Origin of the sequence: Aeromonas sp. s10, from assembly GCF_040907975.1 — a bacterium.
In the GTDB taxonomy this organism is placed as follows: domain Bacteria; phylum Pseudomonadota; class Gammaproteobacteria; order Enterobacterales; family Aeromonadaceae; genus Aeromonas; species Aeromonas caviae.
This window is the reverse complement of record NZ_JBFOCV010000033.1, coordinates 52821-75588: the sequence shown is the minus strand read 5'-3', so window position 1 is coordinate 75588 and position 22768 is coordinate 52821. Positions and strand designations below refer to the sequence as shown.

Genomic DNA, 22768 nt, shown 5'->3' with positions numbered 1-22768 from the left:
ACCCGGCCTGCCTACCGTTCAAAACAAAAAATCCCGGCCAAGGCCGGGATTTTTGTGCGGATCGCCCAAGGCGACCGGATCAGGGCGTCTGCTCGAACAGCTCGAGGGCGGAGAGGTAGAGCTCCTCGATGTCGGTATCGCTGGTCGGGGTGATGAAGATGGTGTCATCACCGGCGATGGTGCCGAGGATCCCTTCGGCCTTGCCGAGGGAGTCAAGCAGGCGGGCGATCAGCTGAGCTGCGCCGGGGCTGGTGTGGATCACCACCAGAGCGCCGTTGTGGTCGACATCCAGCACCAGGTTCTTGAGGGGGCTGGAGGTGGTGGGTACGCCCAGTTCCACCGGCAGACAGTAGACCATCTCCATCTTGGCATTGCGGGTGCGAACGGCGCCGAAGCGGCTCAGCATGCGCGAGACCTTGGATTGGTTGATGTTCTCGAAGCCCATCTCTTGCAGGGCAGTCACTATCTCTGCCTGGGAGCCGAAACGCTCCTCTTTCAGCAAGGCTTTAAAGGCCTTGGCCAGTTTTTCTTGCTTGTCGTTATGTTTCATCTTGGACTCACGAATGAGGGGAGTGACCGCCTGTCACGCTCAGGCGGCAGATACGAACAGCGCTGCTATTTTGCATTCATATGCCTGTTTTGGCAAGGAAGCGGCGCTTGTTCTGCATATTGATTCAAATATAGCTTGCATCAACTTATGCTGGCGCTAGAATCAGGACGAAATTTTGAAAACTTATTCAATTGGGCTGTATGGGTATCGAATTAATCGGCATCGAAAAATCCTGGCACAAGGTGCCGGTACTGCAGCAGGTGAGCTTTCGGACTGCTCCCGGCGAGACCTTGGTATTGCTGGGCCCGAGCGGGGCAGGCAAGAGCTCTCTGCTGCGCATGATGAACTTGCTGGACACGCCGGATGCCGGTGTGTTGCGCATCGCAGACAGTGAATTTTCTTTCCCGTCCAGCCTCTCTACTGCCGAATTCAACCGTCAGGCACAGGCGCTGCGCCGCAAGGTGGGCATGGTGTTCCAGCAGTACAATCTGTGGCCGCACCTCACCGTGATGGAGAATCTGATTGAAGCGCCCGTCAAGGTGCTCGGCATGAGCCGCGAGGCGGCCATCGAGAAAGGGGCCTATCTGCTGGCCCAGCTGCAACTGGCCGACAAACGGGACGCCTGGCCCGCACGGCTTTCCGGTGGCCAGCAGCAGCGGGTCGCCATTGCCCGGACCCTGATGATGGATCCCCAGGTGCTGCTGTTTGACGAACCGACGGCTGCCCTGGATCCCGAAATTACCAAAGAGGTGGCGGAGATCATCCGCACCCTGAGCCAGACCGGCATCACCCAGGTGGTGGTGACCCACGAGGTGGAGTTCGCCCGCAAGGTGGCCAGTCAGGTGATCTATCTGGAGAAGGGGCGGATCATCGAATCCGGCACCGCCGCCATCTTCCAGTCCCCGCAAACCAGCCGGTTTGCCGAATTCTTGATGCATTGATATTGAGTCGATAAGGAAGCTGTCATGAAAAAGAGTCTGTTGCTGATCGCCGCCATGGGTCTGCTGAGCACTTCTGTGCTGGCCAAAGAGATCAAGTTCGCCACCGAGGCAACCTATGCGCCGTTCGAATACCTGGATGACAAGAACGAGTTCCAGGGGTTTGACATCGATCTGGCCCGCGCGGTCTGCGAGCAGGCCAAGCTGGAGTGCAGCTTCCACAACCAGGCCTTCGACAGCCTGATCCCCAGCCTCAAGTTCCGTCGTTATGATGCCGTCATCGCCGCCATGGACGTGACCCCGGAGCGGGCTGCCCAGGTCGACTTCTCCGATATCTATTACGAGAACTCCGCGGTGTTCGTCGCCAAGAAAGAGACCTTCAAGGGGCCGGACGATCTGGTGGACAAGACAGTCGGCGTGCAGAACGGCACTTCTCACCAGTCCTATCTGGTGGACAACTGGGTGAGCAAGGGTCTGCTGACCGTGCCCTACGCCAGCTACCAGAGCGCCTTCCTCGACATGATGAATGGCCGCACTGACGGCGTGTTTGCCGATACGGCGGTGGCCGCGGACTGGCTCAAGCAGCACAAGGAATACGCCGTGGTTGGTACCCCGGTGACCGACGCCAAGTACTTCGGTACCGGTTTTGGCATCGCCGTGGCCAAGGGCAACCAGGAACTGCTGACCCAGCTGAACAAGGGGCTGGCCGAGATCAAGGCCAACGGCACCTATCAGAAGATCTATGACAAGTACTTTGCGCAGTAAGCCATGTTGAGCCTGTTGTTGGATGCAGCCTGGATGACCCTCGGGCTGGCCCTGGCATCCCTGGTCGGTGGCATGGTGCTGGCACTAGCATTCAGTGCGGCTGAGTTGAGCAAGCAGCGTGCGTTGGTGTGGCCCGTGGCCACCCTGACCACTTTGATCCGTGGTCTGCCCGAGTTGCTGGTGGTGCTCTTCATCTACTTCGGCTCGACCCAGGTGCTGTTCCTCATCACCGGGGAGTATGTGGAGTTCAGCCCGTTCGCCTGCGGTGTGCTGGCGCTCTCCCTGCTGTTTGCGAGCTACGCCACCCAGACCCTGCGTGCCGCCCTCAATGCGGTGCCCCCTGGGCAGCGGCTGGCGGCGCAGGCGCTCGGCCTGGGCAAGGGGCACGCCTTCTTTCGCATCGTGCTGCCCCAGGCCTGGCGTCACGCCCTGCCCGGGCTCGGCAACCAGTGGCTGGTGCTGCTGAAAGACACCGCCCTGGTCTCCCTCATCGGGGTGAACGAGATGATGCGTCAGGCACAGATGGCTTCTGCCAGCACCTATCAACCCTTCACCTGGTACGCCGCTGCCGCCCTCATCTATCTGGCCATCAGTCTGGTGAGTGAATTCGGCTTGAAGCAGGCGTCCCGCTATACCCGCCGTTACGGAGGCTGACCATGCAGGATTACCTGATGACCCTGCTAGGAGGGCTGGCGATCACCTTGCAGCTCACCGCGTTCAGCTTGTTGCTGGGCGTGCTGATGGCAGCCGGCATGACCTGGGTGCTGGAGCGCCGCATTCCGGTGGCGACCCAGCTGGTGCAGCTCTGGGTACTGGTCTTTACCGGTACGCCGCTGCTCATCCAGATCTTCCTCATCTACTACGGGCCTGGCCAGTTTGAATGGCTCAAGGCGGGGCCGCTCTGGCCGCTGCTCAAGCAACCCTGGTTCTGCGCCGTGCTGGCGCTCGGTTTCAATACCGCAGCCTACTCCACCCGGCTGTTCAAAGGGGCGCTCGACGCCATCCCCGCCGGTGAAGTGGAGGCCTGCCGTGCGCTCGGCTTCTCGGCCGGACAGACCCTGTGGATGAAGACCCGCCATGCCGCCCGTCGGCTGGTCCCCGCCTATTCCAACGAGGTGATCCTGGTGCTCAAGGGGAGTTCGCTCGCGAGCACCATCACCATCATGGACATCATGGGGCTGGCCCAGCGTCTCAACGCCCAGACCTATGACACCCTGGCGGTGTTCACCGTGGCCGGAGCGCTCTATCTGACCATGAATGGATTGTTAACAATTGGTTTCCGCTGGTGTGAGCGTCGGGCACTGGCTTTCCAGTCCTGAAGCAGTCACATTTACCTCTTAATGGTGAGGGGAGCACAGGAAATCTGTGTCTTTCCTCCCATTTATCGCATATTCCTCTCCGCTTTCATCGCCGCTTGTTCCCTGGCTCACAGAACCCGTGATTACAACTGTTATCAGATTGTTTTTTAGGAGGGGATCCTTTAAGGTGAGGCGCACAATAAGAATCAGCGTTAACCCAACTAGAAACAACCTTAAACCTACGCTTAGACATGGAGTTGATCATGAAAGTTGCCGTTCTGGGTGCCGCCGGTGGCATCGGCCAAGCCCTCGCTCTGCTGTTGAAAAACCGCCTGCCTGCCGGTTCCGAACTGAGCCTGTATGACATTGCCCCGGTCACTCCGGGCGTGGCGGCGGACCTGAGCCACATCCCGACTGACGTGAAAGTAAAAGGTTTCTGCGGTGAAGATCCGAGCCCGGCTCTGGTCGGCGCCGATGTCGTGCTGATCTCTGCCGGCGTGGCGCGCAAGCCCGGCATGGACCGTTCCGACCTGTTCAACATCAACGCCGGGATCGTCAAGAACCTGGTGGAAAAGTGTGCCGCTTCCTGCCCGAAAGCACTGATCGGCATCATCACCAACCCGGTCAACACCACGGTCGCCATCGCCGCCGAAGTGCTGAAGAAAGCCGGTGTCTATGACAAGCGTCGCCTGTTCGGCGTGACCACCCTGGATGTGATCCGTGGCGAGACCTTCGTGGCCGAGGCCAAGGGCCTGAACGTTGACAAGGTACGTGTCAACGTCATCGGCGGTCACAGTGGCGTGACCATTCTGCCGCTGCTCTCCCAGGTTGAAGGCGCCAGCTTCACCGCTGAGGAAGTGGCTGCCATGACCAAGCGCATCCAGAATGCCGGTACCGAAGTGGTGGAAGCCAAGGCCGGTGGCGGTTCCGCCACTCTCTCCATGGGTCAGGCAGCCTGCCGTTTCGGTCTGTCGCTCATCAAGGGTCTGCAAGGGGAAGCCAACGTCATCGAGTGTGCCTATGTGGAAGGCAACGGTGAGCACGCCACCTTCTTCGCGCAGCCGGTGCTGCTCGGCAAGAACGGTGTCGAAACCGTGCTGGACTACGGCAAGCTGAGCGCCTTCGAGCAGGAAGCGATGGACAGCATGCTGGCCACCCTGAAGGCCGACATCCAGCTGGGCGTCGACTTCGTCAAGTAAGTCTCTACGTCGACCGCAAGGGGAGCCCAGGCTCCCCTTTGTCATTTTCGGGGCTGGGTGTGGCGGGCTAAGGAGATGGCCCTGGCTGCCGATAACAGAAGGCAGCAGGAGATCCCTATGATAAAACCAAGAACCCTCATCGCCATTATCGGTGTGTGCAGCTTACCCTTGCAGGGGGCGGAGTCCACCTCGGCCGCCGCGCCCACCCAGGCGGTGGCGGCTGCAGCCGCGCCGCCATCCGCGGCGTCTGCATCCTTGTCACCGGCCTCATCATCGGCCCAGCCAGCCCTGACGCCAGCCTCTTCTGTCGCCACGCCATCCCTCCCTGTGTCAGCAGTTCCAGCCCAGGCGCCATCCGCATCCGCACCTGTACCGTCCGCACCTGCAGCTGCGCCGCTGCCCAGGGCGACGACGCAGGCATCCGCTGCTGCGGGAGAGTTGCAGGCCGTGCCGCTCTATCGCCAGGACGAACTGCTCAACTGGATAGAGCAGGGGCGCCATCTGGCCCGGGTGAAGCAGGACAGGTGCCAGCTCACCCAGGATATCGAGGCGCGGGCCTCGGTGATGAAGATCCCTGCCTATCAGTTCCTCTGGGGGGACATGCTGGCGTGGGGGGTTTGCACCAAGCCGGACGCCCAGATCGGAGTGCAGTACATGTGGGAGGCCGCCAACCAGGGGCTGGCGCCGGCGCTGGAACAGCTTGGCCGCTATTACTGGAAGGGGATCCTGGTTCAGAAGGATCTGGTGCGGGCCGAGACCCTGATGCGGGAAGCCGCGAGCCTCGGCTTCTTACGGGCACAGATGGAGTGGGTGGAGATGTTGCTGCAGGGCATGGGGAGTCCGCTGGATTACGAGGAGGCGTATCACTGGCTGCACGGCGCCGTCATCGGTGACAAGGCCATGCACCAGAAGGCGGCGAGCCTGCTCAGCCGGCTCGGCAACCGGATGCCCGCCAATGCCATCGCTCGTGCCAAGGCGATGCACTGAGTCCTGGTAGCCCGCTTTGATATTACAAGGCCCACGAAGCTGTGCTTGTGGGCCTTGTGCATTTTCCCGGTCAGGGGAGGGATCAGAGGCCCTGATGGGGGCCGAAGACCTCGTAATGCATCCGCCCTGCAGGAACGCCCACATTCTCCAGCTGAGCTTTGACTGCTTTCATGAACGGGACAGGGCCGCAGAAATAGTAGTGGGCGTCGGCCGGAATGAGGTCGGTGACCTGCTCCAGTGCCAGAGTGCCGCTGAAGTCGTAATCCTCTCCTTTGACATCCGGTTCCCCCGGTTCCCGATACCATACCCGGCTCTCCAGTTTCCCGTGGTGCCTGCTCTTTGCCCGGATCTCGTCCCTGAACGCGTGGTGGGCGCCGTGTTCGCAGGCATGAAGCCAGCGAATATCCATATCCGGGCCCTCGGCCAGCAAGTGGTTGAGCATGCTCAGCAGGGGGGTGAGGCCGACCCCGGCGGAGATCAGCACCACAGGCGTGTCTGTCACCTCTTGCAGGAAGAAGTCGCCGGCCGGCGGCATGATGTCGACCGTGTCACCGATGTGAAGATGATCATGCAACAGGTTGGAGGCCTGACCCCTGAGTTCGCGCTTGACGCTGATGCGGTAGTCGCGGCCATTGGGGGCGTCCGAGAGGGAGTACTGGCGGATCTCCTGATGCTCGAGGGCGGGATGAACCAGCTTGATACTGAGATATTGCCCCGGTTTGAAACGCAACACGGGGTTGCCATCGAGGGGGGCCAGGACGAAAGAGGTGATGAGTTCACTCTCCTGACGCTTCTCCTTGATGATGAAAGGGCGGGTTCCCTGCCAACCACCGTCCTGGCTTGCCTTTTCCCGATAGAGCTCGCTCTCCCGGCCGATAAAGATGTCGGCCAGCACACCGTACGCCTTGCCCCAGGCGGTAAGGACCTCCTCCGTGACAGCGTTGCCACCCATTTCTTTGAGCGTGGCCAAGAGATGACTACCCACAATGTGATATTGTTCCGGCTGGATCAGGAAACCCGTGTGTTTGTGGGCGATGCGTTCAACGGCTCCGGCCAGGGCCCCCAGATTGTCGATGTTCCTGGCATAGGCCGCCACCGCACTGAACAGTGCCAAGGGTTGTCCCCCGCTACGCTGGTGAGCCAGGTTGAAGACATCCTTCAACTCGGGATTGTGGCTGAACATGCGCTGATAAAAGTGCCGTGTGAGGTCAGGGCCCGCCGATTCGAGCAAAGGAATGGTGCTCTTGATGACGGCGATGGTGGCTTGGTCTAACATAGGAGGTCCTTTCTAATTGAACATCTGGAATGTCACTTATTAAGTTGCATCCTAAATGTTTAATTGATCTGGATCAATCATCAATTCTTCGCGCTAGGCGCTACAGGCACTATGAGACTAACGAGCTATACCGATTTTGGATTGAGAGCCCTGCTCTATCTGGCCACCCTGCCGGAGGGGGAACTGTCGAGCGTGGCCAAGGTATCCGCCTTGTACGACGTATCCCGCAACCACATGGTGAAGGTGGTGAACCAGTTGGTAAAACTGGGCTATCTGCAGTCACAACGCGGCAAGAATGGTGGCATCCGCATGGCGCGCTCCCCCGACGAGATCAATATCGGGCAAGTGATCCGGGCGTTGGAAGGCAATCTGGACGGGATCGACTGCAGCTCCCCGGTCTGCCATATCGTCTCCGTCTGTCTGCTCAAGAGTGCCTTGAAGGAGGCGATGAACGCCTTCCTCGCGGTGATGGATGGTTATACGCTGCAGGATTTGCTGGCAAACCGTGACGAGTTGCAGCAGGTGTTCGGTGAGCTCATCCCCACTCTGGTGCTGGAGCCGGATGACGAGAGCGAGTGAAACAAAAAGGCTGCCATCGGCAGCCTTTTTTCAATCCTCGTACCCTGAATCGTCCCGGTACAGGTGCGGCATGATCCTTGCCATCTTCACCATGTTGTTCTCCACTTCGAGAATCTCGATAGGGTAGCCCGCCAGCCTGACACTGATGTTGGGTTGGGGGATCTCCTCAAGGTACTCCAGGATGGCGCCATTGAGGGTCCGTGGGCCGTCCATGGGCAGGTGCCAGTCCATCTCCTTGTTCAGCTCGCGGATGCTGGCGGAGCCTTCGACCAGGAAGGAGCCGTCCGGCTGGGGATGGATCTCGTCACTCGGGGTCGGTGTCATGGAGGTGGTGAAGTCACCGACAATCTCTTCCAGGATGTCGTCCAAGGTGATCAGCCCCTGAATATCGCCATATTCGTCGACGATAAGGCCAATTCGCTCCTTGTTGCGCTGGAACTTGGCCAACTGCACGTTGAGGGGGGTCCCTTGGGGGATGAAATAGATGGGGTCGACTTCCCGTAGCAGGCTGGACTTGCTGAACTGATCCCGGGCGACCAGTCTCAGGGCATCCCGTGAGTGCAGGAAGCCGACGACGTCATCGATGTTGTCACGATAGAGCAGGATCTTGGTGTGGGCGCAGTGGGCCAGCTGGCGCAGTATGATCTTCCAGTCGTCATTGATATCGATGGCGGAGATCTCGCTGCGCGGGACCATGATGTTCTCCACCGTCATCTTGTCGAGATCCAGGATGCTTATCAGCATCTCCTGGTGGTGCTTGGGAATGAGATTGCCCGCCTCGTTGACGATGGTGCGCAGCTCTTCGGAGTTGAGGGAGTCATCCTTGTTGTGCTCGAGACGCAAGAGTTTCAGCAGCAGGTTCGTGATGCTGTTGATGAGCCAGACAAGGGGGGCGAACGGCACCATCAGCCCCTTGAGGATCCAGGAGGCAGGGTAGGCTATCCGCTCGGGGAACATGGCCGCCAGTGTCTTGGGGGTGACTTCCCCGAATACCAGTACCACCAGGGTCAGCCCGAAGGTGGCAATGGCGACGCCGAGATCCCCGAACAGCCGGATGCAGACGATGGTCGCGATGGCGGAGGCCAGGATGTTGACCAGATTGTTGCCGATGAGAATGAGGCCAAGCAGGCGGTCCGGCCTGGCCAGCAGCTTCTCGACCCGGCGGGCAGCCTTGTGCTTGGTCTGGGCCAGATGCCGCAGCTTGTAGCGGTTGAGCGACATCAGACCGGTTTCGGAACTGGAGAAGAAGGCTGACAAAAGGATCAAGATAACGAGAACAATCAGCAATGTACTCGTTGAGATACTGTCCAAGAAGGGCTCCTGTAAGGATGGTTGGGGAATGTGCGTGTGTCAGCTAAGCAGCACTTCCTTGACGAAGCGGCTGCCAAAATAGGCCAGTGTCAGAATGAAGCTGCCGATGAGGCTCAGCATGATGACCTTGCGGCCGCGCCAGCCACGGGTATGGTGGCCCCAGAGCAGCAGAGCGTAGACGCACCAGGCCAGGATAGAGAGGATGGCCTTGTGGGACTTGCCCTGGGCAAACATGTCTTCCAGGAAGAACAGGCCGGATGCGATGGAGAGGGTCAGCAGCAGCAGACCTGCGGAAATGAGCTGAAACAGGCGCTTCTCCACCGTCATCAGGGGTGGCATGGCTGGCAAGTGGCTGATCTTTCTGGATTTCAGTTGCCTGTCCAGGCAGGCAAGCTGGAGGGCAAACAAGCAGGCGATCATCAGTACCGAATAGGCCATCAGCGCGAGGCCTATGTGCAGTAGTAACTGGGGGTGCGCTTCCAGATGGGTGATGTAGCGCCCGGGAATGAGCGCGCTGGCTGCCAGCAGCAGGGCTGAAAAACTGTAGACGACGGGCAGCAGGATCCAGCCGTTGAAGCGTCGGGTGACGCAGGTCATGAAGCAACTGATGATAAGGCTGACCAGGGACGCCACGTTCAACATGCTGAGATTCTGGCCGGAATGGGTGGCCAGCACTTCGCTGCCCACCGCCATGCCATGGGCGGTCAGGGCCAGGCCGACACAGGCGAACAGCGATACTTGCCCGACGGGCTTGGCGCTGAGCAGCAGGTGCAGTGAGGCGATGATGGCCAGCAGGTAAAACGCCAGGGCCAGAACAGAGATCACGATCATAACCAGGTCGTTGTCAAACAAGCTTTATGGATAAGAGGGGCAGTATACCTTGCACAAGATATGCTCGCCAGTTGTGCCAGAGGCTAACTGCCCACATATAAGTAGGCGTTGATGGTCACCGTGCGGCGAATAATCGTCCTCCGGCGTTGACTGGGGTATACTGCCCTCCATTTGTTGACCTGCCCGTTCGATGGCAGGCCGCCGCGGCAAGCGGCGAGTAATCGTCCCTAGAGTGCTGACCGGGGTATAATGCCCCCAGTGTCACGCCAAGAACCGGAAAGCGTCATGTTTGAGAATTTGACTGAACGACTCTCGCGCACCCTGCGCAATGTCAGCGGCCGCGGCCGCCTGACCGAAGAGAACATCAAGGATACCCTGCGCGAAGTCCGCATGGCGCTGCTCGAGGCGGACGTCGCCCTGCCGGTGGTGCGCGATTTCGTGGCGCGCGTCAAGGAACGTGCCGTGGGCCAGGAAGTGGCCAAATCCCTGAGTCCGGGCCAGGCCTTCATCAAGATCGTCCATGGCGAACTGGTCACCGTGATGGGGGAGGCCAACGAACAGCTCAACCTGGCTGCCCAGCCGCCGGCCATCATCCTGATGGCAGGTCTTCAGGGGGCCGGTAAGACCACTACGGTCGGCAAACTGGCCAAACTGCTCAAGGAGCGCAGCAAGAAAAAGGTGCTGGTGGTCAGTGCAGACGTCTACCGTCCGGCGGCGATCAAGCAGCTTGAGACCCTTGCGGGCGACATCGGTGTCGACTTCTTCCCGAGTGATGCCAGCCAGAAACCGATCGCCATTGCCACTGCCGCCATCGATCAGGCGCGCAAGAAGTTCTATGACGTGGTGATCGTCGATACTGCCGGTCGTCTGCACGTCGATGGCGAAATGATGGCGGAGATCCAGGATCTGCACGCCACCATCAAGCCGGTCGAAACCCTGTTCGTGGTGGATGCCATGACAGGTCAGGATGCCGCCAATACCGCCAAGGCCTTCAACGAGGCGCTGCCGCTCACCGGTGTGATCCTTACCAAGGCAGACGGTGATGCCCGCGGTGGTGCCGCACTGTCGGTGCGTCACATCACCGGCAAGCCGGTCAAGTTCATCGGTATGGGTGAGAAGACTGACGCGCTGGAGCCGTTCCATCCGGATCGTCTCGCCTCCCGCATCCTCGGCATGGGGGATGTGCTCTCTCTCATCGAAGAGGTGGAGCGCAACGTCGATAAAGAGAAGGCGGCCAAGCTGGCCAGCAAGGTCAAGAGCGGCAAGGGCTTCGACCTGGAAGACTTCCGCGAGCAGCTGGCCCAGATGCGCAACATGGGCGGCATGATGGGGATGCTCGACAAGCTGCCCGGCATGTCCGGCCTGCCGGACAACATCAAGGATCAGATGGATGACAAGCTCACCGTGCGGATGGAGGCCATCATCAGCTCCATGACGCCGAAAGAGCGTGCCCATCCCGATCTCATCAAGGGCTCCCGCAAGCGCCGCATCGCTGCGGGCTCCGGCATGCAGGTCCAGGACGTGAACAAGCTGCTCAAGCAGTTCACCGAGATGCAGCGCATGATGAAGAAGATGTCCGGCAAGGGCGGCATGCGCAAGATGATGGGCCAGATGAAGAACATGCTGCCCCCCGGATTCGGTGGTGGCGGTCGCGGTCCGTTCTGATTTTCCTGCTGGTCAGGCAGAAAGGCTCACCCTGGTGAGCCTTTTTCATGCCAATCCCTGCGCAAAAAATAGCTGGCTTGGTTGCAATTATTACGAATCCAAGTAGAATTACGCGGCTTATTTTAAGCTAGGGTCTGCGTATTTGCAGGCCTTGTTCATTAGATGTTTATGAGGACGATATGGTAACCATTCGTTTACAACGTGGTGGCGCGAAAAAGCGTCCGTTCTACCAGGTAGTAGTTGCTGACAGCCGTAACGCCCGTGACGGTCGTTTCATCGAGCGCGTCGGTTTCTTCAACCCGGTTGCTGCTGGTAACGCTGAAAAGCTGAACCTGGACCTGGCTCGTATCGAGCATTGGGTTGCTACTGGTGCCGCTGTTTCTGACCGCGTTGCCAAGCTGATCAAAGACGCTGCCAAAGCTGCTTAATCAGCCAAACGGTAGGGAGTTAAGGTGGAAAAACCTGTAGTTCTGGGCACCCTGGGGACCGTTTACGGGATCAAGGGCTGGCTTAAAGTGAACTCCTTCACCGATGTTGCCGAAGCGATTTTCGATTACAACCCCTGGCTGATCAATCAGAACGGGGCGTGGCGTGAAATCCGGGTGTCATCCTGGAAGCGTCACAACAAGGGTCTGATCTGCAAACTCGATGGTATCGATGTGCGTGAGGATGCCCTGGCATTGACCAACGTCGAGATTGGCGTCCCCGCCGATCTGTTGCCTGCGTTGCCCGAAGGGGAGTTCTACTGGCGTGACCTCATTGGTTGCACCGTGGTAACCACCAAGGGATACGACCTGGGCAAGGTGACCGAATTGATGGAAACCGGCTCCAACGATGTGTTGGTGGTTGAGGCCAATGTAAAAGATGCCTTTGGTGCAAAGGAGCGGTTGATACCGTTCCTGGAAGAGCAGGTGATCAAGAATATTGATCTGACTGCTCGAACAATCGAAGTTGATTGGGATCCTGGTTTCTAGTTTCCCGCGCTAACACGGGTGCCGGAGGTTTCTTATGTGGATTGGGGTCATTAGCCTCTTCCCGGAAATGTTCCGAGCCATTACCGAGCACGGGGTAACGGGTCGGGCCGTCAAGAGTGGCCTGCTGCAGATTGAGTGCTGGAACCCTCGGGACTTCACCCACGACAAACACCGTACGGTCGATGATCGTCCTTATGGTGGTGGGCCCGGCATGTTGATGATGGTTCAGCCGCTGCGTGATGCCATTCATGCAGCCAAGCAAGCGGCGGGAGACGGGGCGAAAGTCATCTATCTCTCTCCTCAGGGACGCAAGCTGACTCAAGCGGGCGTGACCGAGTTGGCGACGAATCAGAAACTGATTCTGGTCGCCGGTCGATACGAAGGTATCGATGAGCGCGTGATACAAACCGAAGTCGACGAAGAGTGGTCTATCGGGGATTACGTGTTAAGTGGTGGCGAGTTGCCTGCCATGACCCTGATCGATGCGGTTTCGCGTCTGGTCCCGGGGGTCTTGGGTGATCAGGCCAGTGCCGAGCAGGACTCCTTCACGGATGGGCTGCTGGATCATCCCCACTATACTCGGCCGGAGGTGTTGGATGGGCTGACGGTGCCCGAGGCGCTGACAAGCGGCAATCACGAAGTGATTCGGCGCTGGCGACTCAAGCAATCGCTCGGACGAACCTGGCAAAGAAGGCCGGAACTTATTAACAACCTAGCTCTGACTGACGAGCAAGAATCACTTCTTGCCGAGTATGTCCGCGAAGTGCGTGACAGCGTTAAGTAGAGTTTTCAGTTTATCCTAGGTAAGGAAAGACAATGAGCAAGATTATTCAGCAGCTTGAACAAGAGCAACTGCGTACCGACATCCCGGCTTTTGCCCAGGGCGACACCGTACGTGTTCAAGTTCGTGTTAAAGAAGGTGGTAAAGAGCGTCTGCAGGCTTTCGAAGGCATCGTGATTGCCAAGCGTAACCGCGGTCTGCACTCTGCTTTCACCGTTCGCAAGATCTCCAACGGCGAAGGTGTTGAGCGTGTATTCCAGACTCACTCTCCGCTGATCCACAGTGTAGAACTGAAGCGTCGTGGTGATGTTCGCCGCGCCAAACTGTACTACCTGCGCAACCTGTCCGGCAAAGCTGCTCGTATCAAAGAGAAGCTCAACTAATTCGATTCGAATTGGTGTCGGTATGTCGGCGAAAAGCTCGACAGGTAGTGAAAAGGCTCGCCAATGGCGAGCCTTTTTTGTATCCGTGTGCGGGGTATTGGCTCAACTGGGCTGGCTGACCCGCACCACAGAGTTGTCACGCCCGAAGGGGCCAGGCACGTAGTCGTCCGCCTCCCAGTCGTTGTCATAAAGAGTTTCACCATCGGGTTGCACTAGCTGATAGCAATACTCGAAATGGCTGGGGCCATCGGTCGGCAGGTTGAGTGTCGCCTTGAACTCCCCGTTTTTCATCCTCTTCAGTTCAATGGGCTGCCACTGGCTGAATTCACCCAGCAGCAAGACCTGCTCGGCATCACCGGCGGCCTCCTTTTCGACGGCAAAGGTCACCTTTACCTCGGGACGGGATTTGAGGAATTGCTTGTTGATCGGCATATGGACTCCTTGTCACTGGCTGCGAAGAAAGTAGCGCTGGTTATTTTTATATCACTTTATGACAAGGATGTTGATAAACAGGATCAAAGGGGGAGGGCAAAATGGCGCTGCAGGAGTTGATGGGTGAACTCGATCTTGAGGTAGAAGCCCCGTGGTAGCGTCATGATGGGTTGGCCATTGCGGCCGATAGCGCGGGTCAGCGCCTTGCTGTTGGCCGCCTTGGGGCGCAGCTGCAATACTTGGCCGTGGCGGGCGCTGATCTGCTCCACTTCCCCCAGCACTATCATGTCCATCAGCTCTTCCCAGTCCTGTCGCAGCAGTCCTTCTTCCTCTTCATTCGGGCTCCATAGCAGCGGCATGCCGACGCGACGGTCGCCGACAGGGATGTCGCGGCTGCCTTCCACCGGGATCCAGAGCACCCGCGACAGCTTGTTGCGCACGTTCGACTCCTCCCAGCGCTGGCCGCTGACCCCGATGAGGGGGGCCACGCAGACAAAGGTGGTTTCCAGCGGGCGCCCTTGAGGATCGATAGGGATCGTCTTGAGCTCGATACCGAGATCCGGAAAATCCTGCTCGGGACGGCTACCTGCACTGGCCCCCAGCTGCCACTCGATCAACTGCCCTGTCCAGCCCTTGTCACGTCTGAGATCCCGCGGTACGGGGATGCCCGCCGTTGCGGCAAGCTGGGCCAGAGTGAAGCCAGCCATGGCGTAGGCTCGACTGAGCAGCTCTTGTTCTGACTGGGGATTGGCGGGCATGAGGGCTCCTCTGGAGATAATAGACATCGCAATACGGATCCTTGCATGGTATCGCTGATTTTATAACCGATCCTCGCCCGGCTATACACAGGGAGACATGGGTGACAGAATTCAACATATCTAAATGATTTTAAAGGGTTTTACTTTATTTATCCAGTATGTTGGCCCGCCGGATCCCCGCATAAACGAGTTGTCCAAGGGTTTGTGCGAGCTGTTGCACACAGTTATCCACAGAAATCTTGGATAACTGGCGTAAAGTGGTGAAAGGAAGCGTGGCACCAGAAATAAATGTGAGAGTACGCCGATTTTCAGCGCCATTTCGGTGCAGATAATGCGCCATATCTGTGGATAAATCCGTCTTGGTGGATCTTTGAGCAGTCGAACTTGTTCACAATTGACAGGCTGGATCCTCTTAGGCAAAAGACATGGATCTTGATCCAGCAATTAAACTATAACCTTATGTATTTAAATGTATATTTTGTTTTTGAGTGAATCGGGTATGATATGCTTCCGTGCAATGCCACAGTATAAAACTACTGTATATACCTGCTTGATCACAGGTTTATGCACAGTCTGGGTGGGCAACTTGCCTAGCATGAACCTTCAATTTGTTTATAACTTTGCTTGAAATGCCAAGTTATTCATGAATGGAAGATGACAGTCCCTGTTTGCCGCCACGGGGTGAATGTGGAACAATCTCGTTATAGATTCAGCCTTTATAAGGTGATCACGTGATAGATGGTGACGGATTTCGTCCCAATGTCGGCATCGTGATCTGTAACCGTGACGGACAAGTATTGTGGGCTAAGCGCTATGGGCAGCACTCCTGGCAGTTTCCGCAGGGGGGGGTTGATGATGGTGAATCGCCGGAACAGGCCATGTATCGTGAGCTGTATGAGGAGATAGGCCTCAAGCAGGACGATGTGACCATACTGGCGACCAGTCGCAACTGGCTGAAGTATCGCTTACCCAAACGACTCGTCCGCTGGGACAGTTCACCGGTCTGTATTGGCCAGAAGCAGAAATGGTTTTTGTTGCAGCTCGATCCTGGCAAAGAGTCCAGGATCCAGTTTGGCTGTCATGGTCACCCGGAATTTGATGATTGGCGTTGGGTCAGCTTCTGGTACCCGGTTCGTCAGGTCGTCTCCTTCAAGCGGGAGGTTTACCGCCGGGTGATGAAGGAGTTTGCCCCGCTGGCCATGCCAGTCCCCGTGGTGCAGGCTAACCGAAAAGATGGGCGGCGCAACCGCTCGCGTTAAGGAGCACAACTAGTTGCTGACGGAACTCAGACGCATCGTGGAAAGCATGGCCGAGGCCAACACCCTCGAACAGGCCTTGCAAGCATTGGTGAGCCAGACCCGGCTCGCCATGACGGTGGACTGCTGCTCCGTCTATGTGGCCGAGCCGGACATGCGCCGCTATCGACTGGCTGCGACCGATGGTCTGGCCGAATCGGCCGTTGGCAAGGCCACCCTGCCGTTCGAGCAGGGTATCGTCGGCCTGGTGGGTCAGCGTGAAGAGCTGATCAACCTTGCCGATGCCCCCTCTCACCCCAGTTTCAAGTTCCTGCCCGATGTGGCGGAAGAGGCGTTTCGCTCCTTTCTCGGCGCTCCCATCATGCATCAGCGTCAGGTGGTGGGGATTCTGGTCGTGCAGCAGAACGAGAGCCGCCTCTTCGATGAGGGGGAGGAGTCCTTCATGGTCACCCTGGCGGCTCAGCTGGCTGCCCGCATCGCCCAGGCCCAGGCCAAGGGGTGGCTGCAGAAGACCGACTGGAGCAAGCCGCTGCGCGGTATTGCCGGGGCGAGTGGCATCGCCATCGCCAAGGCCTGGGTGTGGCGTCCGCGCAAGGCGCTCAATACCATCACGCCGCGCAAGGACGAGGATCATGCCAAGCAGCTTGCCCGTCTCGAGCTGGCGGTGGAGGAAGTGCGCCATGATCTGGAGAGCCTGGCACTGCGCTTTCGCGAGAGCTACAGCCAGGACTCGGTCGCCATCTTCGACATCTATCTGCACCTGTTGAACGATCCCGGCTACATCAAGCCCATCCGCAACAAGGTCAGCAAGGAACACTGGACGGCGATCTCGGCGGTCAAACTCATCAGCGATCGGCTGATAGAGCAGTTCAAGGGGATGAAAGATCCCTATCTGCGGGAGCGCTCCACCGATGTGAAAGACATCGCCCAGCGGCTCATCAGCCGGCTGGTTCAGGACGAACCCGAGCAGCTCACCATCGGCGAACCCGTGGTGCTGGTCGCCGATGAAGTGACGGCCACCATCCTTGCGGAGATCCCGAGGGAATTTCTGAGCGGTGTGGTGTCGCTCAAGGGCGGGACCAACTCCCATGCCGCCATCCTGGCCCGTGCCATGGGGGTGGCGGCCATCATGGGGGTGGATCTGCCCCTCGGTGACATAGGCGGGCGCACCCTGGTCATCGATGGCTACAGCGGCGATCTCTTCATCGAACCCAACCAGGTGATCCTGACCGAGTACCGGCAACTGCTGAGTGAGGAGCGGGCACTCGACACCCTGGTGCGCAGCGTCGACAACCAGCCCTCCGAGACCGCCGACGGCACCAAGGTCTCTCTGCTGCTCAACGCAGGGCTGAGTGCGGATACCGAGATCTCCCTCAATCATCTGGCGGACGGGGTCGGGCTCTATCGCACCGAGATCCCCTTCATGCTGCAGGACAGCTTCCCTTCGGAGTGGGAGCAGACTGCCCGCTATCGCGGGATCCTGGAAACCTATCGGGATCGCCCGGTTTGCATGCGGACTCTGGACGTGGGGGGGGACAAGCAACTGCCCTATTTCCCCATCGTGGAGGAAAATCCCTTCCTTGGTTGGCGGGGGATCCGGCTCACCCTAGATCACCCCGAACTCTTCCTGGTGCAGCTCAAGGCCATGTTGCGGGCCAGCGAAGGGCTGGACAATCTGGCCATCATGCTGCCGATGATCAGCAGCGTCAGTGAAATCAAGGCCTCCCGTCGTCTGCTGGATCAGGCGTGGCGCGAGGTGTCGGAAGAAGCGGCCAGCCGCGATGCGGCGATCCGCTACCCCAGTCTCGGGGTGATGATCGAAGTCCCCTCCGCGCTGTACATCCTGCCGGAGATGGCGCCGCTCATCGACTTCTGGTCGGTGGGCAGCAACGACCTGACCCAGTACCTGCTGGCGGTGGATCGCAACAATGCCCGTGTCGCCAGCATCTACGATGCCTTCCATCCCGCGGTGATCCGCGCTTTGCAACTGCTGGTCGATGCCTCCCGGCGCTATCACAAGCCGGTCTCTGTCTGTGGCGAGCTGGCTGGCGATCCGGTCGGAGTGCTGCTGCTCTTGGCCATGGGCTATCGCCGTTTCAGCATGAATACCCACAACATCTCCCGTATCAAATACGTGCTGCGGCAATCCGACCTTGGTGAGTTGAAGACGCTGATGGCGGATGGTCTCAAGCATGACAATCCTCACGTTCTGCGCGGCCTGTTTGCCCGCTATCTGGAAGAGCACGGTCTGGGAGGCTTACTGCGGGCTGGGCACAAGGTCAGGCTGCCCGATTGATATTCCGTCTTGTTACTGCGTAAGAATGATAGGAGAATGCGGCTTTTCTTATGATTGGGGCCGCCTATGCAGCACGACGGATATTGGGTTTTCTCGCAGATTGATCCCGTAGCATTCAGTTTGGGACCATTATCGGTACGCTGGTATGGTCTCATGTACCTGTTCGGTTTTGCCTTCGCCATGTGGCTGGCAGGTCGCCGTGCCGATGCACCCAACAGCGGCTGGACCCGCAACGAGGTATCCGACCTGCTGTTTTATGGCTTCCTCGGGGTGATCCTGGGTGGCCGTATCGGCTATGTGCTGTTCTACAACTTCGATCTCTTCCTTGCCGACCCGACCTATCTGTTCAAGATATGGACCGGTGGCATGTCGTTCCACGGTGGCCTCATCGGGGTGATCACCGCCATGATCTGGTTTGCCCACAAAACCCAGCGCCACTTCTTCACCGTGGCGGATTTCGTGGCGCCGCTCATTCCGTTCGGCCTCGGTGTTGGCCGCATCGGCAACTTCATGAACGGCGAGTTGTGGGGTCGGGTCACCGATGTCCCCTGGGCCATCATCTTCCCCGAGGCTGGGCCCGAGCCGCGTCACCCGTCCCAGCTTTACCAGTTCGCGCTGGAAGGGGTGGTGCTCTTCATCATCCTGAACCTGTTCTGGCGCAAGCACCCACCCCGTGGCGCCATTTCCGGGATGTTCCTGCTGTTCTACGGTCTGTTCCGCTTCCTGGTGGAGTTTGTTCGTCAACCAGACAGCCAGCTGGGTCTCTACTTCAATGAGATCAGCATGGGTCAGATCCTTTCTACCCCGATGATAGTGGCGGGGGGGCTCATGGTCTGGGCCGCCTACAAGCAGCCCCGTCTGTTCGGCAATGCACCGAAGGAGGCGAAGTAATGCGTGCCTATCTCGACCTGATGCAGAAAATTCTGGATGAAGGGACCGTCAAATCCGATCGCACCGGCACCGGGACCGTCTCCCTGTTCGGTCATCAGATGCGCTTCAATCTGGCGGAAGGATTCCCGCTGGTGACCACCAAGAAGTGCCACCTGCGCTCCATCATTCATGAGCTGCTCTGGTTCCTCAATGGCGATACCAACACCGCCTATCTGAAAGAGCACGGTGTCAGCATCTGGGATGAGTGGGCCGACGAGCACGGTGATCTGGGGCCTGTCTATGGTGCCCAGTGGCGCTCCTGGCCAGCGGCCGATGGATCTGTCATCGACCAGATCCAGAAAGCGGTGGATGACATCAAGCACAACCCGGATTCCCGCCGCATCATCGTCTCCGCCTGGAACGTGGGCGAGCTGGACAAGATGGCGTTGGCACCCTGCCACGCCTTCTTCCAGTTCTATGTGGCGGATGGCAAGCTCTCCTGCCAGCTCTACCAGCGCAGTTGTGATGTTTTCCTTGGCCTGCCGTTCAACATTGCCAGCTATGCGCTGCTGACCCACATGATGGCGCAGCAGTGCGATCTGGAAGTGGGGGACTTTGTCTGGACCGGTGGTGATGTGCACCTCTATTCCAACCACATGGAGCAGACCGCACTGCAACTCACCCGTGAACCGCGCCCTTTGCCGCAACTGGTGATCAAGCGCAAACCTGACTCCATCTTCGATTACAGATTCGAGGATTTCGAGATCCAGGGCTATGATCCCCATCCTGGGATCAAGGCGCCTGTCGCTATTTGAGTAAGTAATGAGCCTGGGGCGAGTCCCGCCTCTCAGGTGACGATGAATTGACACTCAGCTGTTAGAGGCGCCTGCGGGCGCCTTTTGCATTTTATGTGAATTTATATGCGATGTTCCGGGTGGAGAGAAGGCTCTTGAAAGAGGGTAGTAACCGGCTTATAGCAGGCATTATCTGTTTTGCTTTCGGTTTTTCCGTTTTTATCGGCCGTTAGAAACGATTTTTCATTGAGCTACTCGGGCCCTAGACTGAAAAAATGGAATCTTATGGGTAGTTAGATATGAGCGATGTATTCAAGCGTTTTCTCAAACTGGAGTCTGCTTCCGGGATCATTCTGATCCTGGCCGCCCTGCTTGCCATCGGCCTGGCCAATTCGGCACTGGCGCAACATTATCAGAGCTTCCTCAATACCGAGGTACAGGTTCGCATCGCGGCCCTCGACATCAACAAGCCGCTGCTGCTCTGGATCAACGATGGCTTCATGGCGATCTTCTTCCTGCTGGTGGGTCTCGAGGTGAAGCGAGAGATGCTGGAGGGGGCGCTTTCCTCCCGGGTGCAGGCAACCTTCCCGGCCATTGCTGCCGTGGGGGGCATGTTGGCACCGGCCCTCATCTATAGCTTCTTCAACTACGGGGATGAGGCGACCCGTGCTGGTTGGGCGATTCCGGCCGCAACCGACATCGCCTTCGCTCTCGGGGTCATGGCGCTGCTGGGCAAGCGGGTACCGACCAGCCTCAAGGTCTTCTTGCTGGCGCTGGCTATCATGGACGATCTGGGGGTCATCATCATCATTGCCCTCTTCTACACCCAGCAACTGTCGCTGACTGCGCTGGCGATAGGTGTGGTGGCCACTCTGACCTTGCTCTGGATGAATCGCCGTGGTGAGGACAGGATTGGACTCTATATGCTGGTGGGCCTGGTGCTCTGGGTTGCCGTGCTCAAGTCCGGTGTCCATGCGACCCTGGCGGGGGTCATCGTGGGCTTCATGATCCCCCTCAACGGCAAGCGTTACGCATCGCCACTCAAGCATCTGGAGCATGGGCTGCACCCCTGGAGCGCCTTCCTGATCCTGCCGCTGTTCGCTTTCGCCAACGCCGGGGTATCGCTGGAGGGGATCAACTTCTCGGCTCTGCTCAATCCGCTCCCCATGGGGATCATCCTGGGGCTCTTCGTCGGCAAGCCGCTCGGGATTTTCACCATCAGCTGGCTGGCTGTGAAATCAGGCATTGCCCAATTGCCGCAAGGAGTGAACTTCAGACAGATCTTTGCCGTCAGCATCCTGTGTGGCATCGGCTTCACCATGTCGATGTTTATCGCATCGCTGGCATTCGAGCATGGCGGACTGGACTACGGCAGCTACTCGCGCCTCGGGATCCTGGCAGGTTCCACACTCGCGGCCGTGATCGGTTACATCGCCCTGCGGATATCGCTGCCCAATCGGGAGGCGAATCAAAGTACGGAGGGGTTATGAGAAAACTAGGATGGTTAGTCATGCTGGCGAGCCCCGCACTCTGGGCAGATAGTCTGGCCGATTGTCAGCGGGATGCCACCTCGGCAAGTTGTTCTGCCTATCTCAACGGGGTGGTCGACAGCGCACTCATGCTGGGAGACTCTCAGGTAAAAGCCCGGTTCGGAGAGACCTTCGCCGAACGGGCACTGAGCAGTCGTGCCGGCGAGCGAGTCAAGCTGTCCAACAAGCGCTATTGTACCGAGCGAATGCCGGATGCCGGTCGTCTCAAGGCCCATCTGCAGGCACAGTTCGACGCGAACAAGGTTGACTCGATCAGCGACATGTATGACATTCTGGCGGTTGAACTCAGCTGCTACCGGAGCCCGCCTGGCGCGGGAACCCCATCGGATGTCACACCTTAACTACAACCATCTCTACTATTTTTGGATGACTCAGAAGAAGGGCTCCGTCACGCAGGCGGCGGAAGCCCTCTTTTTGACTCCGCAGACCGTGACCGGTCAGATCAAGCTGCTCGAACAGCGTCTTGGCGGCAAGTTGCTGATCAGAAAGGGACGCTCCCTTGAGGCCACCGAGCTTGGCCAACTGGTGTTTCGCTATGCGGACAAGATGTTCAGCCTCTCCTACGAGATGCTGGATATCGTCAACTACCGCAAGGAGAGCCAGATCCTGTTCGATGTGGGCATCGCCGACGCTCTCTCCAAGCGTCTCGCCAGCCGGGTACTGCTCTCCGTGATCCCCAATGACGGTTCCATTCACCTGCGCTGCTTCGAGTCGACCCATGAACTGCTCCTGGAGCAGTTGAGCGAGCACAAGCTCGACATGATCCTCTCTGATTGCCCGGTGGACTCCAGCCAGCATGCCGGGTTGCTGTCCAAGCGCCTGGGGGGATGCGGCGTCAGTTTCTTCTGCAAGGCGCCTCTGCCCTCCCAGCCTTTCCCTGCTTGCCTGGAAGAGCGCAAGCTGCTCATCCCGGGCCGCCGTACCGCCATGGGTCGTCAACTGACCCAGTGGTTCGAGCAGCAGGGGATTTCCCCCAGTATTCTGGGAGAATTCGATGATGCGGCGCTGATGAAGGCGTTCGGCTTCTTCAACCAGGGCATCTTCATGGCACCGACCATTTATCGGGAGGAGATCCTGGAGGGGGAGGAGGTGATGCTGCTGGGTGAAACCCAGGATCTGATGGAGGAGTATTACGTCATCTTTGCCGAGCGGATGATCCAACATCCTGCGGTCAAGCGAGTATGCGAGAGTGATTTCTCCTTCCTCTTTGCGGGGCAGGAGGATTTCACGGCCATTCAGCCGGCAAGCCTCTCGTTTTAAATCGAGGGTGACGGC

Annotated in this window: 25 protein-coding genes; 19 read left to right on the top strand and 6 right to left on the bottom strand. The window is 58.5% G+C overall.

The features are described 5' to 3' along the window. Positions 1–79 precede the first annotated feature (79 nt). On the bottom strand, positions 80–550 hold the full coding sequence (gene argR, locus AB5Y59_RS09410) for a transcriptional regulator ArgR (RefSeq protein WP_005308670.1): 471 nt from the start codon (positions 548–550) through the stop codon (positions 80–82). A 200-nt stretch (positions 551–750) separates the two neighbouring features. Here argR and AB5Y59_RS09405 point away from each other — a divergent pair, with 200 nt between their 5' ends. From AB5Y59_RS09405 to AB5Y59_RS09380, 6 genes are all read left to right on the top strand, one after another. After that, positions 751–1491, top strand: a complete 741-nt coding sequence (locus AB5Y59_RS09405) for an ATP-binding cassette domain-containing protein (protein WP_041214472.1) — start codon at positions 751–753, stop codon at positions 1489–1491. Positions 1492–1515: 24 nt separating this feature from the next. Further along, positions 1516–2253, top strand: a complete 738-nt coding sequence (locus AB5Y59_RS09400) for an arginine ABC transporter substrate-binding protein (RefSeq protein WP_010673073.1) — start codon at positions 1516–1518, stop codon at positions 2251–2253. Between the two features lie 3 nt (positions 2254–2256). Then, positions 2257–2907, top strand: a complete 651-nt coding sequence (gene artQ, locus AB5Y59_RS09395) for an arginine ABC transporter permease ArtQ (protein ID WP_268451675.1) — start codon at positions 2257–2259, stop codon at positions 2905–2907. Between the two features lie 2 nt (positions 2908–2909). Continuing rightward, positions 2910–3572 carry an arginine ABC transporter permease ArtM gene (gene artM, locus AB5Y59_RS09390; protein ID WP_010673075.1) on the top strand — a complete coding sequence of 221 codons (663 nt, stop codon included), beginning with the start codon at positions 2910–2912 and terminating at the stop codon, positions 3570–3572. Positions 3573–3814: 242 nt separating this feature from the next. Beyond that, the gene (gene mdh / locus AB5Y59_RS09385) at positions 3815–4750 is read left to right on the top strand and encodes a malate dehydrogenase (RefSeq protein WP_010673076.1); all 936 of its coding nucleotides are present in this window, start codon (positions 3815–3817) and stop codon (positions 4748–4750) included. Positions 4751–5146: 396 nt separating this feature from the next. Then, entirely contained in the window at positions 5147–5737 is a 591-nt protein-coding gene (locus AB5Y59_RS09380) for a tetratricopeptide repeat protein (protein ID WP_029313773.1), read from the top strand. 82 nt (positions 5738–5819) lie between these two features. Here the strand turns inward: AB5Y59_RS09380 and hmpA are convergent, their stop codons facing one another. Beyond that, entirely contained in the window at positions 5820–7013 is a 1194-nt protein-coding gene (gene hmpA / locus AB5Y59_RS09375) for an NO-inducible flavohemoprotein (RefSeq protein ID WP_319921852.1), read from the bottom strand. Positions 7014–7124: 111 nt separating this feature from the next. Between hmpA and AB5Y59_RS09370 the strand changes: the two genes are divergently transcribed. Then, complete coding sequence (locus AB5Y59_RS09370) at positions 7125–7592, top strand: Rrf2 family transcriptional regulator (RefSeq protein WP_039039978.1); 468 nt, start codon at positions 7125–7127, stop codon at positions 7590–7592. Positions 7593–7622: 30 nt separating this feature from the next. Here AB5Y59_RS09370 and AB5Y59_RS09365 read toward each other — a convergent pair whose 3' ends face one another. Continuing rightward, a complete protein-coding gene (locus AB5Y59_RS09365; RefSeq protein WP_010673081.1) occupies positions 7623–8903 on the bottom strand; it encodes an HlyC/CorC family transporter in 1281 nt (426 codons plus the stop codon). Positions 8904–8942: 39 nt separating this feature from the next. Beyond that, positions 8943–9734, bottom strand: a complete 792-nt coding sequence (gene ccsA, locus AB5Y59_RS09360; protein ID WP_039040017.1) for an inner membrane protein YpjD — start codon at positions 9732–9734, stop codon at positions 8943–8945. A gap of 285 nt (positions 9735–10019) precedes the next feature. On the opposite strand from ccsA, the gene ffh reads away from it, so the two are divergent. The 5 genes from ffh (at position 10020) to rplS (ending at position 13537) form a co-directional block, all read left to right on the top strand. Next, entirely contained in the window at positions 10020–11399 is a 1380-nt protein-coding gene (ffh, locus tag AB5Y59_RS09355) for a signal recognition particle protein (RefSeq protein WP_010673083.1), read from the top strand. A gap of 179 nt (positions 11400–11578) precedes the next feature. Next, positions 11579–11827: a 30S ribosomal protein S16 gene (gene rpsP, locus AB5Y59_RS09350; protein ID WP_010673084.1), complete on the top strand. Its 249-nt coding sequence runs from the start codon at positions 11579–11581 to the stop codon at positions 11825–11827. A 24-nt stretch (positions 11828–11851) separates the two neighbouring features. Beyond that, the gene (gene rimM, locus AB5Y59_RS09345; RefSeq protein ID WP_039039979.1) at positions 11852–12373 is read left to right on the top strand and encodes a ribosome maturation factor RimM; all 522 of its coding nucleotides are present in this window, start codon (positions 11852–11854) and stop codon (positions 12371–12373) included. Positions 12374–12407: 34 nt separating this feature from the next. Beyond that, entirely contained in the window at positions 12408–13157 is a 750-nt protein-coding gene (gene trmD, locus AB5Y59_RS09340; RefSeq protein ID WP_010673086.1) for a tRNA (guanosine(37)-N1)-methyltransferase TrmD, read from the top strand. Between the two features lie 32 nt (positions 13158–13189). Then, on the top strand, positions 13190–13537 hold the full coding sequence (rplS, locus tag AB5Y59_RS09335) for a 50S ribosomal protein L19 (RefSeq protein ID WP_005313505.1): 348 nt from the start codon (positions 13190–13192) through the stop codon (positions 13535–13537). Positions 13538–13639: 102 nt separating this feature from the next. Here the strand turns inward: rplS and AB5Y59_RS09330 are convergent, their stop codons facing one another. Then, positions 13640–13969 (bottom strand): isoamylase early set domain-containing protein, encoded by a 330-nt coding sequence (locus tag AB5Y59_RS09330; RefSeq protein ID WP_103260846.1) that lies wholly within the window; start codon positions 13967–13969, stop codon positions 13640–13642. A gap of 83 nt (positions 13970–14052) precedes the next feature. Then, on the bottom strand, positions 14053–14727 hold the full coding sequence (gene mutH, locus AB5Y59_RS09325; RefSeq protein WP_113069602.1) for a DNA mismatch repair endonuclease MutH: 675 nt from the start codon (positions 14725–14727) through the stop codon (positions 14053–14055). A 731-nt stretch (positions 14728–15458) separates the two neighbouring features. On the opposite strand from mutH, the gene rppH reads away from it, so the two are divergent. The 7 genes from rppH (at position 15459) to nhaR (ending at position 22753) form a co-directional block, all read left to right on the top strand. After that, the gene (gene rppH, locus AB5Y59_RS09320) at positions 15459–15986 is read left to right on the top strand and encodes an RNA pyrophosphohydrolase (protein WP_010673089.1); all 528 of its coding nucleotides are present in this window, start codon (positions 15459–15461) and stop codon (positions 15984–15986) included. A gap of 13 nt (positions 15987–15999) precedes the next feature. After that, positions 16000–18279 carry a phosphoenolpyruvate--protein phosphotransferase gene (gene ptsP, locus AB5Y59_RS09315; RefSeq protein WP_368211872.1) on the top strand — a complete coding sequence of 760 codons (2280 nt, stop codon included), beginning with the start codon at positions 16000–16002 and terminating at the stop codon, positions 18277–18279. 66 nt (positions 18280–18345) lie between these two features. Continuing rightward, positions 18346–19170 (top strand): prolipoprotein diacylglyceryl transferase, encoded by an 825-nt coding sequence (gene lgt / locus AB5Y59_RS09310; RefSeq protein WP_043153049.1) that lies wholly within the window; start codon positions 18346–18348, stop codon positions 19168–19170. Then, a complete protein-coding gene (gene thyA / locus AB5Y59_RS09305) occupies positions 19170–19964 on the top strand; it encodes a thymidylate synthase (protein ID WP_039039983.1) in 795 nt (264 codons plus the stop codon). Before lgt ends, thyA begins: the two co-directional genes overlap by 1 nt. A gap of 278 nt (positions 19965–20242) precedes the next feature. Further along, positions 20243–21433, top strand: coding sequence for a Na+/H+ antiporter NhaA (gene nhaA / locus AB5Y59_RS09300; RefSeq protein WP_104455241.1), 1191 nt, complete (start codon positions 20243–20245; stop codon positions 21431–21433). Positions 21434–21453: 20 nt separating this feature from the next. Continuing rightward, on the top strand, positions 21454–21834 hold the full coding sequence (locus AB5Y59_RS09295) for a hypothetical protein (RefSeq protein WP_175429470.1): 381 nt from the start codon (positions 21454–21456) through the stop codon (positions 21832–21834). Further along, the gene (gene nhaR / locus AB5Y59_RS09290) at positions 21821–22753 is read left to right on the top strand and encodes a transcriptional activator NhaR (protein WP_010673095.1); all 933 of its coding nucleotides are present in this window, start codon (positions 21821–21823) and stop codon (positions 22751–22753) included. The genes AB5Y59_RS09295 and nhaR overlap by 14 nt, the downstream gene beginning before the upstream one ends. Positions 22754–22768 lie beyond the last annotated feature (15 nt).